This is a genomic window from Streptomyces ficellus, from assembly GCF_009739905.1.
Classification (GTDB): domain Bacteria; phylum Actinomycetota; class Actinomycetes; order Streptomycetales; family Streptomycetaceae; genus Streptomyces; species Streptomyces ficellus_A.
Genome location: NZ_CP034279.1, coordinates 4,732,492 through 4,750,550, shown reverse-complemented (window position 1 = coordinate 4,750,550; position 18,059 = coordinate 4,732,492). Strand labels below are relative to the sequence as shown.

Genomic DNA, 18,059 nt, shown 5'->3' with positions numbered 1-18,059 from the left:
AGACAGCCCTGTGGTGGGGGCGCAGAGGGGATGGGTGGCGCTCCCGGCCGTGGCCCGGTGTCCCGGCCGTGGCCCGGTGTCCCGGCCGTGGCCCGGGAGCGGGCTCATCCTCGTCGCCGGCGGCCCTGCGATCCAATGCGCCCACGGGCCGCTCCATGCCGGTTCGGCATGGATGCCGCATAGACTCGGCGCCGTGGATCTGGTGGGAGCGTGCAGGGCGTTCGTCAGTGTGACCGAGCGCGGCAGCTTCACGGTCGGAGCGGCCGCGGCCCGGATGTCGCAGTCGGTGGCCAGCCGGCGCGTCGCGGCTCTGGAGGAGCACTTCGGCGAGCGCCTGTTCGAGCGGACGTCCCGCCGGGTCGCCCTCAGCCCGTTCGGCAGGGACCTGCTCCCGGCCGCGCGGAGGCTGGTGCGGGCGGCCGACGTGCTGCTGCACGAGGCGGAGACGGCCAGGCTCAGGCCGTGGCGCCTCGCGGTGCCCGGCACCTGCTCCACCGCCGCTCTCGCCCGCCTGGTCGCCGAGGCGCGGGGGCACGACATGGTCCTTGACCTCCGGCTCGCCCCGCCGGCCGAGCGGCTGGAGCTGCTGCACGGGGAGCACGTCCGCGCGGCGCTGGTCGCCGTGCCCGCCGACGAGGCGATGTGGTCCGTGCCGCTCGGGCTCGCCGGTGCCGCGGCGGCCGCCGGGACCCGGCGGGTCTTCCTGGAGACGCTGCGGGCGGGCCGGGGACACCCCGGCCCCGCGCGCCGGGTGTGGATCCAGCCGGAGGACGACGTGCCGCACATCCGCGACCCGCTCACCCGGCTGCGTGACGCGCTCGGCCTGCTCCCGGCGCAGCTCGCCGTCGCCACCGACCTGACGACCGCCGCGGCCGACGTCCTCAGCACCTCCGACCTGCTGCTGTGCTCCGCAGCGCAGGCCGGGGAACTGGCCCTCGACTGGCGGCCCATCGGCGAGATCGCCCTCAGCCGCGGGTACGCGCTCGCCGCGGCGGGCGACGGCGATCCACGGCTCGTGCGGGAGCGGCTGGGCGGGGCCATCGCCCGCTGCCTCGGCCCGGACGGCCGCACCGGCGCCGCCGACGGGGCGGAGGGGGCGTGAACACCGAGGCGTTGCTCAGCGACATCCGCCGGGAGCTGCTCGACGGCGGACTGCGCGGCTGCCTGCTCGTACGCGACCTGCACACCGGGGAGGAGCTGGGGATCGAGCCGGACACCCAGCTGCCCGCCGCGTCCCTGGTCAAGATCCCGCTCGCGCTGGCGACGGCGGAACGCATCCGGCGCGGCGAACTCGACGGGGCGACGGCGATCGACGTACAGCCCGGACGGATCACCACGCCGGGCCCCACCGGACTGAGCCGGTTCCGGCACCCCGCCCGGGTCGCCGTCGACGACCTGCTCTACCTGAGCACCAGCGTCAGTGACGGGACCGCCGCCGACGCGCTGTTCGGACTGACCCCTCCCGCCCGGGTGTCCGGCCTCCTCCAGGAGCTGGGGCTGACCGGCATCACCGTGCGGCACGGGATGCGCGAGCTCACCGAGACGCCGGCGGAACGGCTCGGCGCCGACCAGGCGCACCTGGCGCACGCGCTCGCCATCGAGGCGGGCACCAGCGGCCGCGGGCACCGGGTGCCTCAGCTCGACACCACCCGCGCCAGTACCGGCAGCGCACGCGCCTGGACCGGTCTGCTCCAGGCCCTGTGGACGCCGTCCGCGATCCACCCGGACGTGGCCGCGCGGGTGCGCGACCTGATGGGCCACCACCTGCTCCGCCAGCGCCTCGCCCCCGACTTCCAGTCCGACGCCACCCGTTGGGCGTCCAAGACCGGCACCCTGCTCAACCTCCGCCATGAGATCGGTGTCGTCGAGCACGCCGACGGCCAGACGTTCGCCGTCGCCGTCCTCACGGAGTCACTCGTTCCGGCCAGTTCCCAGCCCGGCGCCGACATCCTCATGGCCCGGGCCGCCCGCAGGCTGCGCGACCACCTCCGGCAGCTCTGACGCGCGGGGCGTCCTCGGCACGTCGCGACGCCGGTTGCGTACAGAATCGCCTCATGAATCGCCTCATGCGTGGTTTTGCCCGCCGGTTCCCGAGACGGGCCCTGCCGCTCGCGGCCGCCGTGGTGCTCGGCGCCGTACCGGCGGCCGGCTGCGGCCGGAGCGGTGACGACCCGGCCGGCCGGACCGTCCTGACGGTGGGTCTCTTCGGATCGTTCGGGTACGAGGAGGCCGGCCTGTACGACGCGTACATGAGGCTCCACCAGGACGTCGTCATCACCCAGACGTCCATCCAGCGCAACGAGAACTACTACCCGCAGCTCCTCACCCACCTCGTCAGTGACAGCGGCCTCGCCGACGTCCAGGCCGTCGAGGCCATCAATATCGCGGAGGTGACCGCCACCCAGGCGGACCGGCTCGTGGACCTGGGCCGGGCGCCCGGGGTGCGCCGGGCGGACTTCCTGCCGTGGAAGTGGGCGCAGGCCACGACACGCGACGGCCGCACGGTCGGCCTCGGCACCGACATCGGGCCGCAGGCCGTCTGCTACCGCAAGGACCTGTTCGCCCGGGCCGGGCTGCCCACCGGCCGGGACGCGGTGGGCCGGCTGTGGGCGGGCGACTGGCGCGCGTACCTGGAGACGGGCAGGCGGTACCGCGACCGGGCACCGGCGGGCACGTCCTTCACCGACTCGGCGTCCGGGGTGCTGTCGGCCGTCACGGGCAGCAGCGCGCGGCGGTTCTACGACGAGGACGGCACCGTCGTGTACAAGACCAGCCCTGCCGTGCGCGAGGCGTGGGACATCGCCGCCGCGTTCGCCACCGAGGGCCTGACGGCGAGGCTCCAGCAGTTCACGCCCGCCTGGGACCAGGCCTTCGCGAACGGCACCTTCGCCACCGTCTCCTGCCCGGCCTGGATGCTCGGTTACATCGAGGACAAGGCGGGCCCGGCGGGTGAGGACCTGTGGGACGTGGCCGCCGCGCCCCGGCCGGCGAACTGGGGCGGCTCCTTCCTCGTCGTACCGAAGTCCGGGAAGCGCCGGGCACAGGCGGTGAGGCTGGCGGCCTGGCTGACGGCGCCCGCGCAGCAGGCGACGCTGTTCCGGCGGCGCGGCAGCTTCCCGAGCGCGTCCGCCGCCCACGCCCTCCCGGCGGTCGCCGGCGCCCGGCACCCCTACTTCGGTGACGCCCCGACCGGCCGGATCTACACCCGTGCCGCCCGGGGCGTGCCGGTGACGGTCCTCGGCCCGAAGGACCTGGTCATCGCGCAGAACCTGGCCGACATCGGCATGCTCCAGGTCGACCAGAAGGGCCGGCGGCCCGAGGACGGCTGGGACGCGGCGGTCAGGACCATCGACAACGCACTGGACCTGTGAGCCATGACCGGCGACACCACTACGACACCCCTGCCGGACGACACCCCCGCACGCGCGCGTGCCACCGCCCCCGCTCCCCCTCCCGCCCCGGCCTCCCCGCCCGTCCCCCGCGCGGGCGGCGCCCCCGGGCGACGGCGGACGCGACGGCGGACGCGACGGGGCGCGCGAGGGGGCGCTCGATGGGGGCCGTACGCCCACATCGCCCCGTTCTTCGTCCTGTTCGGCGCGTTCGGGCTCTTCCCGCTCCTCTTCACCGGCTGGGCGTCCCTGCACCGGGTGGAGCTGACGGCGCCCACCGACATGGAGTGGGTGGGGCTGCGGAACTACGCGCGGCTGCTGACCGACGAGTTCTTCCTGAACGCGCTCCGGAACACGGTGACCATCGGGATCCTCTCCACCGTGCCCCAGTTGCTGATGGCGCTGGGGATCGCGCACCTGCTCCACCACCGGCTGCGCGGCTCGACGTTCTTCCGGGTCGTCGTCCTCACCCCGTACGCCACGTCGGTGGCCGCCGCGACCCTGGTGTTCGTCCTGCTCTTCGGGCGGGACTTCGGCTTCGTCAACTGGGTGCTGGGCGTCGTGGGCGCCGGGCCGGTCGACTGGCAGAACGGCCGGTGGACCTCGCGGATCGCCGTGTCCACGATCGTCGTCTGGCGGTGGACGGGCTACAACGCGCTGATCTACCTGGCCGCCCTCCAGGCGGTGCCGGACGAGCTGTACGAGTCGGCGGCGCTGGACGGCGCCTCGCGGTGGCGGCAGTTCGTCCACGTCACCGTGCCCTCGCTGCGGCCGACGATCCTGTTCACCGTCGTCGTGTCCACCATCGGCGCCACCCAGTTGTTCGGTGAGCCGCTGCTGTTCAACGGCAGCGCGGGCGCCACGGGCGGCTCGGAGCACCAGTTCCAGACCTTGGGGCTGTACCTGTACGAGCAGGGCTGGGTGGACCTGCACCTGGGCCGCGCCTCGGCGATCGCGTGGGCGATGTTCCTGATTTTGCTGCTCCTCGGGGCGGCCGTCGCCTTGGTGGGCGCGTACCGGAGGAGGCGGACGCCGTGAGGGCACGCGCGGGCTGGATGACGTACGCGGTGCTGGTCGTCGTCACCGTACTGTCGCTGTTCCCGCTCGTCTGGACGGCGATCGCCGCGTCCGGCACGGGCGGCCGGCTGGCGCGGACGCCACCACCGGTGTGGTTCGGCGGCGACCTGGTGGAGAACGTCCGCGTCGCCTGGACCGACGCCCACATGGGTGTGGCGCTGCTCAACACGTTCGTCGTGGCGAGCACGGTCGCGGCGGGCACGGTGCTGTTCTCCACGCTCGCCGGTTTCGCGTTCGCCAAGCTGCGCTTCCGGTTCCGGAACGCGCTCCTGCTGCTGGTGATCGGCACGATGACGGTGCCCCCGCAGCTGAGCGTGGTGCCGCTGTTCATGCTGGTCGCCGAACTGTCGTGGGTCGACCGGCTCCAGTCGGTGGTCCTGCCGGCGCTGGTGAGCGGCTTCGGGGTGTTCTTCATGCGCCAGTACCTGGTGCGGGCGCTGCCCACGGAGCTGATCGAGGCGGCCCGGGCGGACGGCGCGGGCGGCCTGCGGGTGGTGTGGCACGTCGTGTTCCCGGCCGCCCGGCCCGCGATGGCGGTCCTGGCGATGCTGACGTTCGTCATGGCCTGGAACGACTTCTTCTGGCCCGTCATCGCCCTGACCCAGAGCAACCCGACGGTCCAGGTGGCGCTCACCGGCCTCGGGCGCGGCTACGTCCCGGACCAGGCGGTCATCATGGCGGGCGCCCTGCTGGGGACCCTGCCGCTGCTGCTGGTCTTCGTGGTCTTCGGCCGGCAGATCGTGGGCGGCATCATGCAGGGCGCCGTGAAGGGATGAGCCGGAAGGGGCGGGCGTGCCGGAAGGGTGCGCTCCGGCCGGGTGGGGGGCGGGCCCGGCCGGAGCGCTGGGGGGGTGGGTCGGGCGGCTACTGGTAGGCGGCGAACGCCTTGGTGAAGGCCAGCGGCTGCTGGAGGATCGAGCTGCACGTGGCGTCCGCGTGGTTCACGGCGCCGGCCGCGCACTGCTTGTCGCGGGTGGAGGACCACATCGACAGCCAGGCCAGGCCCTTGGACGTGGCGAAGTCGACGAGCTGGGTGGCATCGTCGACCTTGAAGATCTCGGTGGTGACGTCGTTGACGCCGATCATTGGGGTGACGGCGACGGTCTTCCAGGCCGCCGCGTCCGACAGTCCCAGTACGCCCTTGATCTGGGCCTGGGTGGCGGTCGCGGCCTGGATGGCGTACTCGCCCATGTCACCGCTGTACGCGGGGCCGTAGTCCATCGCCATGATGTTGACGGCGCCGATCTTCACGCCGTTCTTCCCGGCGTCGGCGAGCAGGTCCACGCCCGGCTGGGTCAGCCCCTCGGGCATGACGGGCAGGGTGAAGGAGACGTCCAGGCCCGGGTGGGACTTCTGGAGCTGCGCGACGGCCTGGGCGCGGCGGGTGTTGGCGGCGGTGTCGGGGAGGGCCGCGCCCTCCACGTCGAAGTCGACCTTGGTGAGCTTGTACTGGTCGACGACCTTGCCGTACGCCGCCGCGAGGTCGCCGGCGGTGGCGCAGTTGAGGGCCAGCTCGCGGCCGGCGGCGCCGCCGAACGACACGCGGACGTCGCCGCCCCTGGCGCGCAGGGCGCCTATCTGCGCGGCGACCTTGTCGTCCGCGAGGCCGGTGACGCCGCCCCAGAGCGGGGCGCAGGAGCCGCCGGAGGTGATGAAGGCGAGGTTGAACTCCTTCACCCCGGTCTTGGTGGCGGTGTCGAGCAGGTCGTACGCCGGGTACAGCGAGGTGTCGACGTAGGGGGCGAACTTCGCGCCGGTGGCCGTGGGGCCGCCGGGGGTCGCGGTGGGCGCGGGGCCGGTGGGGGCCGGCTTGGTGGGCGCGGGCTTGGTGGGCGCGGGCGCGGACGGGGTGGGTGTGGGCTGCTCGGTGGGACGGCCGCTGGGCTGCGGCGTGGTGCCGCCGTCGGCGGAGCAGGCGGCCGCGTCGATCAGGCACCCGGCCGGGTCGCCGGCCTCGCCGGTGGCGCTGGTGACGAAGCCGACCGTGACGGAGGCGCCGGGGGCGAGCTGCTTGTTCCAGCTCGTGGGCTTCACGGTGACGTGCTGCCCCTTCACCGTGTGGTCGCCGTTCCACAGGGAGCCGATCCGGGTGCCGGCGGGCAGGTCGAACTCGAGCGTCCAGTCCGACCGCGCCTGGTCCGTCTCGTTGGTGATGACGTACTGACCGGTGTACCCGCCGTCCCAGGAGCTGGTCCTGGTGTACGCGGCGCCGACGGCGGCGGCCTGGGCGGTACCGGTGAACGCGAACGCGGCACCGCCGGCCACCGCGGCCGCCACGACCGCGCCGATCGCCTTGCTCCTGGCGCTCGCCCTGCGACGGTGCGCGGCCCTGCCGCCCGCGCTTCCCGTGTTGCCCGTGTTGCCGGTGCTGCCCATCGCGTGCCTGCCTCTGTGTTACTGGGGGGGGTTGGTGGTGCGGGCAGCACGCTAGCGAGCCAGAAACGGACAAATGTTCTCTACGGGACGGGTGTTGAGGAACTTAGGCTCCGCTTAAGGAAGCCATGGGAGCGGATTAATGCTGGGCGCGGCGGCGTCGGCTCACGCCGCGCCTCCGCCGCCGCCCCTCGACCCGGTGGGCGCGCCCGTCCAGCCCGATCCAGACGCGGACCTCCGTGCCGCCGAGGACGGAACGCCCGATGCGGACGTCGCCGCCGGTGGACTCGGCGACCCGCCGGACGATGTCCAGTCCGAGCCCGGTCGAGCCGTCCCGCGCCCCGCTGTTGCCGCGTACGAGGGCGGCCTCCGGGTCCTCGATGCCGGGTCCCGCGTCCGAGACGAGGACGATGACGGCGTCGTCGCCGTTGTGGACGTCGACCGAGAAGGCGGTGCCCTCCGGGGTGTGCCGAAAGACGTTGCCGAGCAGCGCGTCCAGGGAGGCGACCAGCTCCGGGCGGGCCACCGGGATGCGCACCGGCCGGTCGACGCCCGCGAGGCGCACCTTGCGGCCCTCGTCCTCGGCGAGCGCGGACCAGAAGGCCATGCGTTCCCGGACGACTTCGGAGGCGTCGCACCCGGCGCCGGGCCCGGCGGCCTGGGTCTGCGGCTTGGCCTCCCTGGCGGTGCGGATGATGGTGTCGACCTCCCGCTCCAGCTGCTCGACCGCCGCCCGGGTCTGCTCGGCGGCGGGCCCTTCGCCGAGCGAGGCGGCGTTCAGGCGCAGCACCGTCAGGGGGGTGCGCAGCCGGTGGGAGAGGTCCGCGGCCAGCTCGCGCTCGTTGGCGAGGAGCTGGACGACCTGGTCGGCCATCGAGTTGAACGCGACGGCGGCGGACTTCAGTTCGGTGGGCCCCTCCTCGGGCACCCGGGCGCCGAGCCTGCCCTCGCCCAGGTCGTGGGCGGCGTGCGCGAGCCGCTGGGCGGGCTGCACCAGGCGGACGCCGAGCCGGTCGGCGACGGCGACCGAGCCGACGACCAGGGCGAGGCCCACACCGGCGAGGACCAGCCAGGCGGTGGCGATGCCGTTGGTGACCTCGCCCTCGGGGACGTACACCTCGACGATGGCGATCTGACCGGTACTGATGGCGGTCGGCTGGAGGAGGGCGTAGCCGCCGGGGACCTCGGCGGTGGAGGCGCGCGGGGTGCGGCGCACGGTGTCCAGGTCGTCCTCGGTGGCCCGGCCGGCGCCGATCTCCATGGCCCGGGCGCCCGGTTCGCCGGACGCGGGCATGTGCACGGCCAGCCGCCCCGCGGCGCCCGCCTGGGTGGAGGCGACGGCCCGGTCGAGCTGGCCCCGGTCGGTGGTGATGGACAGGGAGGTGCCGATGGCCGCGGCCTGCCGTTCGGCGTTGGTGAACGCCCGGTCGCGGGCCATCTCCTTGATGACGAGCCCGAGCGGCACGGCGAACGCCAGCACGACCATCACCGTGACGGCCAGCGCCACCTTGACGAGCGCCCACCTCACCGCGCCCGGCCCTCCGTCCGTGTCCCGCTGCCCGGGCCGGCGGCGGTCACTGGGGCGGCTCCAGCTTGACGCCGACGCCCCGGAGGGTGTGCAGGTAGCGGGGTTTGGCGGCCGTCTCGCCCAGCTTCCTCCGCAGCCACGACAGGTGGACGTCGATGGTCTGGTCGTCGCCGTACGACTGCTGCCACACCTCGGCCAGCAGTTCCTTGCGCGGGACGACCACTCCCGGGCGGCCGGCGAGGAACGCCAGCAGGTCGAACTCCCGGCGCGTCAGGTCCAGTCGCACTCCGTCCAGTTCGGCCTGGCGCCGCAGCGGGTCGACGGTGAGCCCGCCGACCTGGAGGAGGCTGCTGGGCGGGGCCTCGCCGGCGGCCGCGCGGGCGCGGCGCAGCACGGCGGCCATCCGGGCGGACAGGTGCTCGACGGAGAACGGCTTGGTGAGGTAGTCGTCGGCGCCGTCGTTGAGGAGCCGGACGATCTCGGCCTCGTCGTCCCGCGCCGTGGCGATGATCACGGGTACGTCGGTGATGCCGCGCAGCATCTTCAGCGCCTCGGAGCCGTCCAGATCAGGCAGTCCGAGGTCCAGGATGACGACGTCGAACCGGAAATGGGCGACCTCGCGCAGCGCCTCCAGTGCCGTTCCGACGCTCCGTACGGTGTGGGAGGCCTCGGTCAGGTGCCGGATGAGGGCGGAGCGCACGAACTGGTCGTCCTCGACCACGAGCACACTTGCCATGGGCGGCACCGTACGCCATAAGGCGGAATGAGGGGGACCGGTGTTGACCTCTGGGGCGGGTGGTGCAGGATGGCCCGGATGCGTAGAGGACTCGTACACGCCATGGCGTGGTCGCTCGCCACGGGCGCGGCGGTCACCCTCTCGTGGTGGGGCGTGCACACGGTGATGGCCGGGACGGCGTACGACCCGCCGCGCGCCCTGCCGATCACCGCGGACCGCCCGGCGGCGGCGAGCGCGACACCCCGGGCCTCGTCCACGCACCGCCCGGAGCGCTCCCCCGCGCCGAGTCCCTCACCGTCCCGGGCCTCCTCCTCACCCCCGGCCGCGAGCCGCAAGCCGCCCGCCGACCCGCCGCGCACTCCCCCGTCGCCGCCCGCGAGCACACCGCCCGCGAGCGGCGGTGAGGTGAAGAGCTACACGGTCGACGGCGGCCGGGTGGCGTTCGACGTCGGGGCGTCGTCGGCGGAGCTGGTCTCGGCGACCCCGGCGCCCGGCTGGCAGATGCAGGTGTGGAAGCAGCCGACGTACATCCGTGTCACGTTCAGCCGCGAGGGCGAGGAGAACGACGTGTTCTGCACCTGGCACGACCACCCGCCGATGGTGCAGCTCGACGAACGCCGGACGTGACGCGCGTCCGGCCCCGGCCCGCGGGTCCGGTCATTCGAACACGGAGGCGGGCGGCAGGGGTGAGTCCTTGGCGCGCGCGTCGGCGACGGCGGCCGCCCCGCCGGTGAAGTCGGTCAGCCCCCTGCCGTGCTCCACCCGCCCCGGGTGCGGGTCGGTCGCGACCCGGCGGGTCAGCTCGGCGACCGGGAGCGGTACGCCGGAGGCGAGGAGGACCGCGTTGCCGAAGCGGCGTCCGCGCAGCACGGCCGGGTCGGCGGCCAGCGCGAGTTCGGGGAAGACGGCGGCGGCGGTGGCGATCTGTCCGCGCAGGTGGGCCAGGGGCGGGCCGTCGGCGAGGTTGGCGGCGTAGTGCCCGCCGGGGGCGAGGACGCGCCGCACCTCGGTGAGGAACTCCGTGCTGGTGAGGTGGGCGGGGGTGCGGGCGCCGCTGAAGACGTCGGCGACGACCAGGTCGGCCCAGCCGTCCGGCACCTTGCCGAGTCCGGCGCGGGCGTCCGCGGTGCGCACCCGTATGCGGGCCGCCGGGTCGAGCGGCAGCGCGCGGCGCACCAGCTCGACGAGGGGCGCGTCGACCTCGACGACCTGCTGGGTGGAGCGGGGCCGGGTGGCGGCGACGTACCGGGCGAGGGTGAGGGCGCCGCCGCCGAGGTGCACCGCCTTCAGGGGCCGCCCCGGCGGTGCGACGAGGTCGATGACATGGCCGAGCCGCCGCTGGTACGCGAAGCCGAGCCGGGCCGGGTCGTCGAGGTCCACGTGCGACTGGGGCGCCCCGTCGATGAGCAGCGTCCAGGCCCGTGGGTGCTCCGGGTCGGGTATCAGCTCGGCGACCCCGCCGGCCACGGACTCGGTCACCGCCTCGGCCGCCGGACCCCGTGCACGCCGTTTGTTCCTCGCCATCCGCCCATTATCGGCCGTGGTGCGGGGCGGGGGCGTCCGGCGGGGGTCACCGGCAGTTGTCGGCGGCCTCGATCAGGCGGGCGGCCTCGCCGAGCGCCTCGCGCAGGACGACGGGGTCGGTGACCGGGTTGGCGTCGGCCGGGGGCAGCAGCCAGCCGGCCGCGGGGTTCTCCGGCTGCGCGCCGGGAAGGAGCGGGATCCGCAGGCCGCGCCCGGAGGTCTGGGTGCAGGCGCTGCCCGGCATGTCCCAGCCGTCCGCGGTGCCCGGCGGCACGAGGAAGCCGAGGGTGTCGCACGAACCGTCGTGCAGTACGGGCCCGACGGCGGGGGCGCCGCCGCGCCGCAGGATGTCGACCGCCTCGAGGCCCTGCCGGGCCGGCACGGTCACCAGGTCGCACGGCTCGCCCTCTCCGGGCGGGACGCTCGCGTCCGGTACGGGCCAGTGCTGCGCGGTGGCCCCAGACGCACCACCGGACTGCGGATTCACCTGCATGCCGACCTCCAACAAGGGATCCCCTCCTCGCTCGAGTCCCCGTGCGGAGACACATGGCGTCTCTCCACATGGTTCAACGCCGCCACGCGTCAACGGCTACGGCGGCACGCCGCCGCAAAGGATGGCATTTCATGGCGGATCGTGGGTGAGATATCCGATTTGTAGCCAAACCCTGTGTGTCCAGTCCGTCACAGCAGGTACGTTCTTGCTCCGCCGGAACGACGGCGGAGCGGGACGCGGGAGAGGGCTCGGCCATGGCGACGTCACGGACGGTTCCCAATCTCGCCTTCCGCCACCTGCGCGGGCAGCGCTCCCCCGGCGAGTTCGCGGCGGCGGTGCGCCGGGCGGCCCGGGAGATCGGCGAACAGGTCGCCTGCGACGCCCGCTACATCGGGCGCGTGGAGTCGGGCGAGATCCGCTGCCCCAACTACGCGTACGAGCGGGTGTTCCTGCACATGTTCCCCGGGCTGTCCCTGACGGATCTGGGGTTCGCCGCCCGGGAGCAGGTGCGCGGCCGGGCGGCGCGTGCCGCGGCGGCCGGCGCGCCGGCGCCACTGATCACCACCCGGAACGATGAGGAGAGCGACGTGCTGCGTCGCGCATTCATGACGAGCGGCACCGCCACCCTGGCGGCCGCCTCGCTCGGTCTCGGCGGCGTCGTCCCCGCGCCCCGCGCCGGCGGCAGGTTCGGCGAGACCGAGGTGGCCGCCGTGGAGGAGGCGGTACGCCGCATCCGGCTGCTCGACGACCGGCACGGCGCGGACCGGCTGTACCGGATGGCCGCCGAACCGCTGCGCGGTGCGTACGCGCTGCTCGACGCCGGGACGGCGGCCCGCCGGTCCACGGCCGACCGGATGCACGCGGGCGCCGGCGAACTGGCGCTCTCGGTGGGCTGGCTGGCGCACGACTCGGGCAGCCCGGACGACGCCCGCTCGCTCTACGCGGAAGCCCTGGCCACCGCGCGCGTGGCGGGCGACGCCGCCCTGGAGGCGCACGCGTTCTCCAACACGTCGTTCCTGGCCAGGGACGCGGGCCGGTACCGCGAGGCGGTACGGGCGGCGCAGGCCGGGCAGAGCGCGGGACGGCACCTGCGCTCGCCCCGGCTGCTGGCGCTGCTGGCGCTGCGGGAGGCGGGCGGCCGGGCGGGCCTCGGCGACCGGGTGGCGTGCGAGGAGGCCCTGGGGCGGGCGCACACGCTGTTCGGGCGCGGAAGGAGCGACGCCGACCCGGAGTGGATGTCGTTCTTCGGCGAGCCCGAGCTGGAGGCGCTGGAGGCCCAGTGCTGGTCCGCCCTGGGCGACTGGCCGCGCGCCACCCGCCACGCCCGCCGCGCGGTCGCCCTCCAGGACCCGCACTTCACCCGCAACCTGGCGCTGTACCGCGCCCAGCTGGCGGCCGACCTGGCCCGCGGCGGCTCCCCGGAGGAGGCGGCGGCCACCGGGGAGCAGGTGCTGGACCTGCTGGAGGACGTCCACTCCAGCCGCGTCCGCGCGATGCTCACCGACACGGCCCGCCTGCTCGTCCCGTACGCCGACGGCGCGACGGTGTCGGCCTTCCTGGAGCGGAGCGCCGCCCTGGCGCCGGCCTGAGAACCTCATGGGCGCCGGGCCGGGCTACCCCTCCAGGTGCCCCGTGTCGTTCCAGCGCTCCAGCGCGGGGGCGCCGTAGGCCCAGCCGAGGGCGGAGAGGCTCGTGGGGTCGAGGCGGATGCGGGCCGCGAACGAGACGGGCTCGCCCAGCCAGCGGGCGGCGATGGAGCGCAGGATGTGGCCGTGCGCGAAGACCAGGACGTCCCGGTCGGCGGAGCGCGCCCAGGCGACGACCTGGTCCGCGCGGTCCGAGAGCTGGGCCAGGGTCTCGCCGTCGGGCACGCCGTCGCGCCAGATGAACCAGTCCGGCCGGCTCGCCTTGATCTCGGGCGGCGTCATGCCCTCGTACGCGCCGTAGTCCCACTCCATCAGCGCGTCCCAGCGCTCCGCGCGGTCGCCGAAGCCGGCGAGTTCGCAGGTCTTACGCGCGCGGGAGAGCGGGCTCGTGCGGATCTCGACGCCGTCCAGACCGTCCCAGGGCCCGCGGTGGAGCCGCTCGCCGAGCAGCTTCGCGCCCCGGCGGCCCTCCTCGAGCAGCGGTATGTCCGTCCGGCCGGTGTGCCTGCCCAGCAGCGACCATTCGGTCTGGCCGTGCCGGGCGAGCAGGATCCGCGGTGCCATGAGGGGCTCTCCTGAGGTCTCGCCTTGGGTGTCCTCCCATCATCGCCCAAGGGCGCGCGGGGCGACCAAGCGGGCGGTCCCGGCCCCGGTTGTCAGTGGCGGATGCGAGACTTCCGCGGGTGAGCGATTCCCTGGGCAGCGGACCCGTCCCGCGTCCGCAGACGACACTGCGACAGCAGCTCGCCGAGCTGCGCGGCCCGGCCGCCGCGCCGCATCCGCTGGATGCCCGTGCGCTGGCGGCGCTGGCCGCCAATCCGGGCTGCCGGCGCCGGGCGCTGCTGGACGGCGCCGGGGTCGACAAGGCGGCGCTGGCGTCCGCGCTCGGCTCGCCCTCGGGGTTCGGCCAGTCGCAGTTCGCGTTCATGCGGGGCAACGCGTTCGAGGCGAAGGTGAAGGCCGACGGCGGGCTGGAGCTGATGCGGCTGCTGGGCGTGGCCAAGCCGGACGGGGTGCGGGTGCCGGACCTGGCGGCGGCCGGGCCGCAGGGCCGCGCGGCGCGCACGGCGCTGGAGCTGCGCGAGGCGACCGCCGCCGGGGCGTGGTCGCTGCTCGACCACCCGATGCTGGCCCTGGACGTGGCCGGTTCGCCCGCCTACCTGGAGCCGGACGCGGTGGTGGTGGCGCCGGACGGGCGGTGGACGGTCGTCGAGATCAAGTCGTTCCCGATGATCGACGGGTCGGCGGACGCGGCGAAGGTCGGCGCGGCGGCCCGGCAGGCGGCGGTGTACGTGCTGGCGCTGGAGCGGGTGGCGGCGGTGACCGGGGGCGCGTCGGTGGGGCATTCGGTGTTGCTGGTGTGCCCGAAGGACTTCTCCAACCAGCCCACCGGTTCGGTCGTCGACGTCCGCAAGCAGTTGTCCGTGACCCGGCGCCAGCTGGCCCGGCTCACCCGGATCGAGGACATCGCGGCGGGGTTGCCCGAGGGGGTGTCCTTCGACGTGGAGGCGTGTTCCCCGGAGCGGCTCGCCGCCTCGGTGGAGGCGGTTCCGCACGCGTACGCGCCGGAGTGCCTGTCCGCGTGCGAGCTGGCGTTCCACTGCCGCGGCCGGGCCCGGGAGGCGGGCGCGGTGGAGGCGCTGGGCCGTTCGGTGCGCGGCGAGCTGGGCGGGCTGACGACGGTCGGCGCGGTGCTCGCGGCGGCGCGGGGCGAGTCGGGGGACCCGGACGATCCGGCGGTGGCCGCGCTGCGGCGGGCGGCGGAGCTGCGGGCGGAGTCGCTGGAGGCGGTGGGCGCATGTCGCTGATCTCCACGCTCGCCCGGCTGGAGGCCGTGGAGTCGGGGCGCGCCCAGCCGCTGGCCACGGTGCGGCACCGGCACGTGTCGGACCGGCCGCTCGTCCTCGTACCGCTGACGACCGCCGGTGAGGCGGGCGCGCCGCTGGGGGCGCTGGTCGGGACGGACCCGGAGGAGCCGCGGCTGCTGGTGGTGCCGCAGCCGCGCGACCGGGACATGCGGTTCGCGTTCCTGGCCGACCTGGCGGAGGCGGTCCTGCCGCACCTCGAGGGGTACGCCGACGACGTCGAGGCCGCCGAGCGCAGCGAGACCGATCCGGAGACCGGGAAGAAGGTCAAGGTCGAGGTGGAGCTGTGCGCGGACGCGCCGCAGCTGGTCGTGCCGAGCCGCGCGGGCGTCGAGTACGTCCGGCTGCTGGGCCGCTCCACGCGGTTCCGGCGCACCGCCGAACAGGACCCGGAGACGCCGTTCCCGGCGCCGCCGCGCGTCCCGCTGCTGGGGCGGTGGCTGACGCACTACGGGGAGCGGGCCCGGGTGCCCGGGTCGTCGCTGCTGCTGGCGGCGACGGACCTGCTGAACCGGCACTGGGCGACGGGCCAGTCGTCGCTGGAGGACCAGCACCTGGGGGCGCTGCTCGCCTGGATCGACGCGCCGGAGGGCGGGTCGGGGGCGGAGGCGGCGCTGCGGGCCGAGCTGGCCCGGGACCGGGACGGTCAGCTGCTGTGCCCGCCCGCCGGGCCGGCGACCGACCCGGCGTTCGACAACCGGCTGCTGGCGCCCGCGATCGAGCGGTACGACCGGGCGCGGCAGGCCCTGGCGTCGGCCGAGGACGGGGAGGCCGCCGACGAGCGGCTGGGCGAGCTGCACCGGGCGGAGCGGGAGGTGCGGCGGCTGGTCCTCACCCAGCTGCGGCCCACCTGGCAGGCCGTGTGGCGGGCGCTCGACCTGGTGCGCGGGCTTCCGGCGGGCGCGCGGGTGGCGGACCGGTGGACCCGGGACCGCTGGTCGTTCACCGGTCACCGCGACCGGGTCCGGGCGGGCGAGCCGCCGCAGCCCCGCCGGGACGACGCCGTGACGGCGGCGAACAAGCTGGCCGCGCGGGAGAGCGCCCAGACGCAGGCGGAGGCGCAGGAGGCGCTGGACGACCCCCTGGTGATGGCGGGACGGCGGCTGACGGGTGAGGCGTTCGTGGCCGAGGTGGTCGACGTGACGATGGCCTGGTCGGAGTCGAAGCGGCCGTCGCCCCGGCCCCTGCTGACGGTGCGCACGGACGACCGGCCGCATCTGGGCGAGTCCGTGAAGGTGTACCGGTCGCTGGACGGCAAGCCGCAGACGGCACAGTTCGTGCGGTACGAGGAGGACGGGTCGGCCGTACTGCGTCTGCTGGACCGGATGGGCCGCGGCAAGGAGCCGGCCGCGGGGTCGGTGCCGGAGAAGGGCGACCGGCTGGTGTGGACGCTGTTCGAGCACGACCAGCGGGTGGGCCCCAAGCTGCCGGACCCGGAGGAGACGCCGTGGACGCACGGTGGCCCGCCGCGCGCCGACGCCGCCGAGAGCCCCGACCCCGTGACCCCGGAGGACCTGCTGTGACGTCCACCGCCTTCGACCCGTCCGCCGAGGCCGCCGGGGCGACCCGCCGCATCCTCGACGACACGCTGCACGGCGACGCGCGGGGCGTCGTGGTGGACTCGCCGCCCGGCGCGGGCAAGTCCACGCTGGTGGTGCGCGCCGCGCTGGAGCTCGCGGCGGCCGGCCGGCCCCTGATGGTCGTCGCGCAGACCAACGCCCAGGTCGACGACCTGGTCCTGCGCCTCGCCGAGAAGGAGCCCGACCTGCCGGTGGGCCGGCTGCACAGCAACGACGCCGACCCGTACGACAAGGCGCTCGACGACCTCGCGGGCGTACGGAAGTCGGCCAGGGCGGCGGACCTCGCGGGGCTGGACGTGGTGATCTCCACGGCCGCGAAGTGGGCGCATGTGAAGGGCGTCGAGCCGTGGGGGCACGCCATCGTCGACGAGGCGTACCAGATGCGGTCGGACGCGCTGCTGGCGGTGGCGGGGCTGTTCGAGCGGGCGCTGTTCGTGGGTGACCCGGGGCAGCTGGACCCGTTCTCGGTGGTCGGCGCGGACCAGTGGGCCGGGTTGTCGTACGACCCGTCGGCGAGCGCGGTGTCGACGCTGCTGGCGCACAACCCGGACCTGCCGCAGCACCGGCTGCCGGTCTCGTGGCGGCTCCCGGCGTCGGCGGCGCCCCTCGTCTCGGACGCCTTCTACCCGTACACGCCGTTCCGCAGCGGGACCGGCCCGGGTGACCGGCGGCTGTCCTTCGGGGTGCCGTCGGACGGTTCGGGCCCGGACCGGGTGCTGGACGAGGCGGCCGCGTCGGGCTGGGGCCTGCTGGAGCTGCCGGCCCGGCACACACCGCGCACGGACCCGGAGGCGGTACGGGCGGTGGCGCTGGTCGTGCGGCGGCTGCTGGACCGCGGCGGGGCGGCCGTCTCGGAGCGGTCGGCGGACCCGGTGCCGCTCACCCCGGACCGGATCGCGGTCGGCACCGCCCACCGCGACCAGGCGGCGGCGGTGCGGGCCGCGCTCGCGGAGCTGGGCGTCGCGGGCGTCACGGTCGACACGGCGAACCGCCTCCAGGGGCGGGAGTACGACGTGACGGTCGTCCTCCACCCCCTGTCGGGCCGCCCCGACGCGACGGCCTTCCACCTGGAGACGGGCCGCCTCTGCGTCCTGGCCTCCCGCCACCGCCACGCCTGCGTCGTCGTCTGCCGCGCGGGCGTCGCCGACCTCCTGGACGAACACCCCTCCACGGAACCGGTCCAGCTCGGCGTCACGGTGAAGTTCCCGGACGGCTGGGAAGCCAACCACGCGGTCCTGTCGCACCTGTCGGAACACCGGGTGAGGTGGTCGCCGTAGGGCGTACTTGCGCCGGGCGGGAGAATGGAAGGTGGTCCATCACGACGGGGGCGTCCCCGCGGGTGGGGGAAGCGCGTCGTGCGAAGAGGAGACGTTCATGGCGGAGACCGAGCGGAGCGAGCAGCGGCGGCTCAGGCCGGCGCCCCTGCTCTTCGAGCCTGCGGAGGCCGCCTCCGACCCCGAGCACTTCTTCGACCTGGAGTCGATGGAGGACCCCCGGGAGCTGCTCGCCCGGTCCACCGAGCTGGCGCTGGCGTTCCGCGCGGCGACCGACCGGGCGGTGGAGTTCCAGGCGGTGGCGGCCGCGCAGCTCGCCGATCCGCGGCGGTTCGACCGGCTGACGGCGGCGGACGTGGCCGAGCGCGCCGAGTGGACCGAGGACTACGCCAAGAAGATGATCGAGTTCGGTCGTGACCTGCTCCGCGGCGGCGGCCGCCCTGGCGAGGACTAGCCAACCCACGTACCCGGTAGTTCCCGGCCAGCCGGGTGGCATATGACGGGGGCGGGCGCAAGATACTCCTTGCCGCCCCACCCTGTCCCGGTTTTTCTCAACTCCCCGAAACCGCCCCGT

17 protein-coding genes are annotated in these 18,059 nt (G+C 75.0%); 11 read left to right on the top strand and 6 right to left on the bottom strand.

Going from position 1 to position 18,059, the window contains the following annotated elements; all coding sequences use genetic code 11:
* Positions 1-193 precede the first annotated feature (193 nt).
* From EIZ62_RS21265 to EIZ62_RS21245, 5 genes are read left to right on the top strand one after another with little or no spacing between them, the layout of a single operon-like run.
* Positions 194-1,102, top strand: a complete 909-nt coding sequence (locus tag EIZ62_RS21265; RefSeq protein WP_244375869.1) for a LysR family transcriptional regulator — start codon at positions 194-196, stop codon at positions 1,100-1,102.
* The gene (locus tag EIZ62_RS21260; protein ID WP_156694228.1) at positions 1,099-2,001 is read left to right on the top strand and encodes a serine hydrolase; all 903 of its coding nucleotides are present in this window, start codon (positions 1,099-1,101) and stop codon (positions 1,999-2,001) included. The genes EIZ62_RS21265 and EIZ62_RS21260 overlap by 4 nt, the downstream gene beginning before the upstream one ends.
* Before the next feature lie 53 nt (positions 2,002-2,054).
* Complete coding sequence (locus EIZ62_RS21255) at positions 2,055-3,371, top strand: ABC transporter substrate-binding protein (protein ID WP_208827995.1); 1,317 nt, start codon at positions 2,055-2,057, stop codon at positions 3,369-3,371.
* 3 nt (positions 3,372-3,374) lie between these two features.
* Positions 3,375-4,427 (top strand): carbohydrate ABC transporter permease, encoded by a 1,053-nt coding sequence (locus EIZ62_RS21250; protein WP_156694227.1) that lies wholly within the window; start codon positions 3,375-3,377, stop codon positions 4,425-4,427.
* A 17-nt stretch (positions 4,428-4,444) separates the two neighbouring features.
* The gene (locus EIZ62_RS21245; RefSeq protein ID WP_156696527.1) at positions 4,445-5,242 is read left to right on the top strand and encodes a carbohydrate ABC transporter permease; all 798 of its coding nucleotides are present in this window, start codon (positions 4,445-4,447) and stop codon (positions 5,240-5,242) included.
* An 88-nt stretch (positions 5,243-5,330) separates the two neighbouring features.
* On the opposite strand, the gene EIZ62_RS21240 is transcribed toward EIZ62_RS21245, so the two are convergent.
* The 3 genes from EIZ62_RS21240 to EIZ62_RS21230 form a co-directional block, all read right to left on the bottom strand.
* Positions 5,331-6,842, bottom strand: a complete 1,512-nt coding sequence (locus EIZ62_RS21240) for a glycoside hydrolase family 18 protein (protein ID WP_156694226.1) — start codon at positions 6,840-6,842, stop codon at positions 5,331-5,333.
* A 136-nt stretch (positions 6,843-6,978) separates the two neighbouring features.
* Positions 6,979-8,367, bottom strand: a complete 1,389-nt coding sequence (locus EIZ62_RS21235) for a sensor histidine kinase (protein WP_156694225.1) — start codon at positions 8,365-8,367, stop codon at positions 6,979-6,981.
* A gap of 46 nt (positions 8,368-8,413) precedes the next feature.
* Positions 8,414-9,103 carry a response regulator transcription factor gene (locus tag EIZ62_RS21230; RefSeq protein WP_156694224.1) on the bottom strand — a complete coding sequence of 230 codons (690 nt, stop codon included), beginning with the start codon at positions 9,101-9,103 and terminating at the stop codon, positions 8,414-8,416.
* A gap of 69 nt (positions 9,104-9,172) precedes the next feature.
* On the opposite strand from EIZ62_RS21230, the gene EIZ62_RS21225 reads away from it, so the two are divergent.
* Entirely contained in the window at positions 9,173-9,730 is a 558-nt protein-coding gene (locus EIZ62_RS21225; protein ID WP_156694223.1) for a hypothetical protein, read from the top strand.
* A 30-nt stretch (positions 9,731-9,760) separates the two neighbouring features.
* Here the strand turns inward: EIZ62_RS21225 and EIZ62_RS21220 are convergent, their stop codons facing one another.
* Both EIZ62_RS21220 and EIZ62_RS21215 read right to left on the bottom strand, forming a co-directional pair.
* A complete protein-coding gene (locus tag EIZ62_RS21220) occupies positions 9,761-10,627 on the bottom strand; it encodes a spermidine synthase (RefSeq protein WP_156694222.1) in 867 nt (288 codons plus the stop codon).
* Positions 10,628-10,673: 46 nt separating this feature from the next.
* Positions 10,674-11,120: a hypothetical protein gene (locus EIZ62_RS21215; protein ID WP_156694221.1), complete on the bottom strand. Its 447-nt coding sequence runs from the start codon at positions 11,118-11,120 to the stop codon at positions 10,674-10,676.
* Between the two features lie 254 nt (positions 11,121-11,374).
* On the opposite strand from EIZ62_RS21215, the gene EIZ62_RS21210 reads away from it, so the two are divergent.
* Entirely contained in the window at positions 11,375-12,709 is a 1,335-nt protein-coding gene (locus EIZ62_RS21210) for an NsdA family TPR-like regulatory protein (protein ID WP_156694220.1), read from the top strand.
* A 24-nt stretch (positions 12,710-12,733) separates the two neighbouring features.
* Here the strand turns inward: EIZ62_RS21210 and EIZ62_RS21205 are convergent, their stop codons facing one another.
* Positions 12,734-13,330: a histidine phosphatase family protein gene (locus EIZ62_RS21205; RefSeq protein WP_156694219.1), complete on the bottom strand. Its 597-nt coding sequence runs from the start codon at positions 13,328-13,330 to the stop codon at positions 12,734-12,736.
* Between the two features lie 119 nt (positions 13,331-13,449).
* Here EIZ62_RS21205 and EIZ62_RS21200 point away from each other — a divergent pair, with 119 nt between their 5' ends.
* From EIZ62_RS21200 to EIZ62_RS21185, 4 genes are all read left to right on the top strand, one after another.
* Positions 13,450-14,574, top strand: a complete 1,125-nt coding sequence (locus EIZ62_RS21200) for a hypothetical protein (protein ID WP_156694218.1) — start codon at positions 13,450-13,452, stop codon at positions 14,572-14,574.
* Positions 14,565-16,154 carry a hypothetical protein gene (locus EIZ62_RS21195; protein WP_156694217.1) on the top strand — a complete coding sequence of 530 codons (1,590 nt, stop codon included), beginning with the start codon at positions 14,565-14,567 and terminating at the stop codon, positions 16,152-16,154. The genes EIZ62_RS21200 and EIZ62_RS21195 overlap by 10 nt, the downstream gene beginning before the upstream one ends.
* Entirely contained in the window at positions 16,151-17,488 is a 1,338-nt protein-coding gene (locus tag EIZ62_RS21190; protein ID WP_156694216.1) for an AAA domain-containing protein, read from the top strand. Before EIZ62_RS21195 ends, EIZ62_RS21190 begins: the two co-directional genes overlap by 4 nt.
* A 97-nt stretch (positions 17,489-17,585) precedes the next feature.
* Positions 17,586-17,939, top strand: coding sequence for a hypothetical protein (locus tag EIZ62_RS21185; RefSeq protein WP_156694215.1), 354 nt, complete (start codon positions 17,586-17,588; stop codon positions 17,937-17,939).
* Positions 17,940-18,059 lie beyond the last annotated feature (120 nt).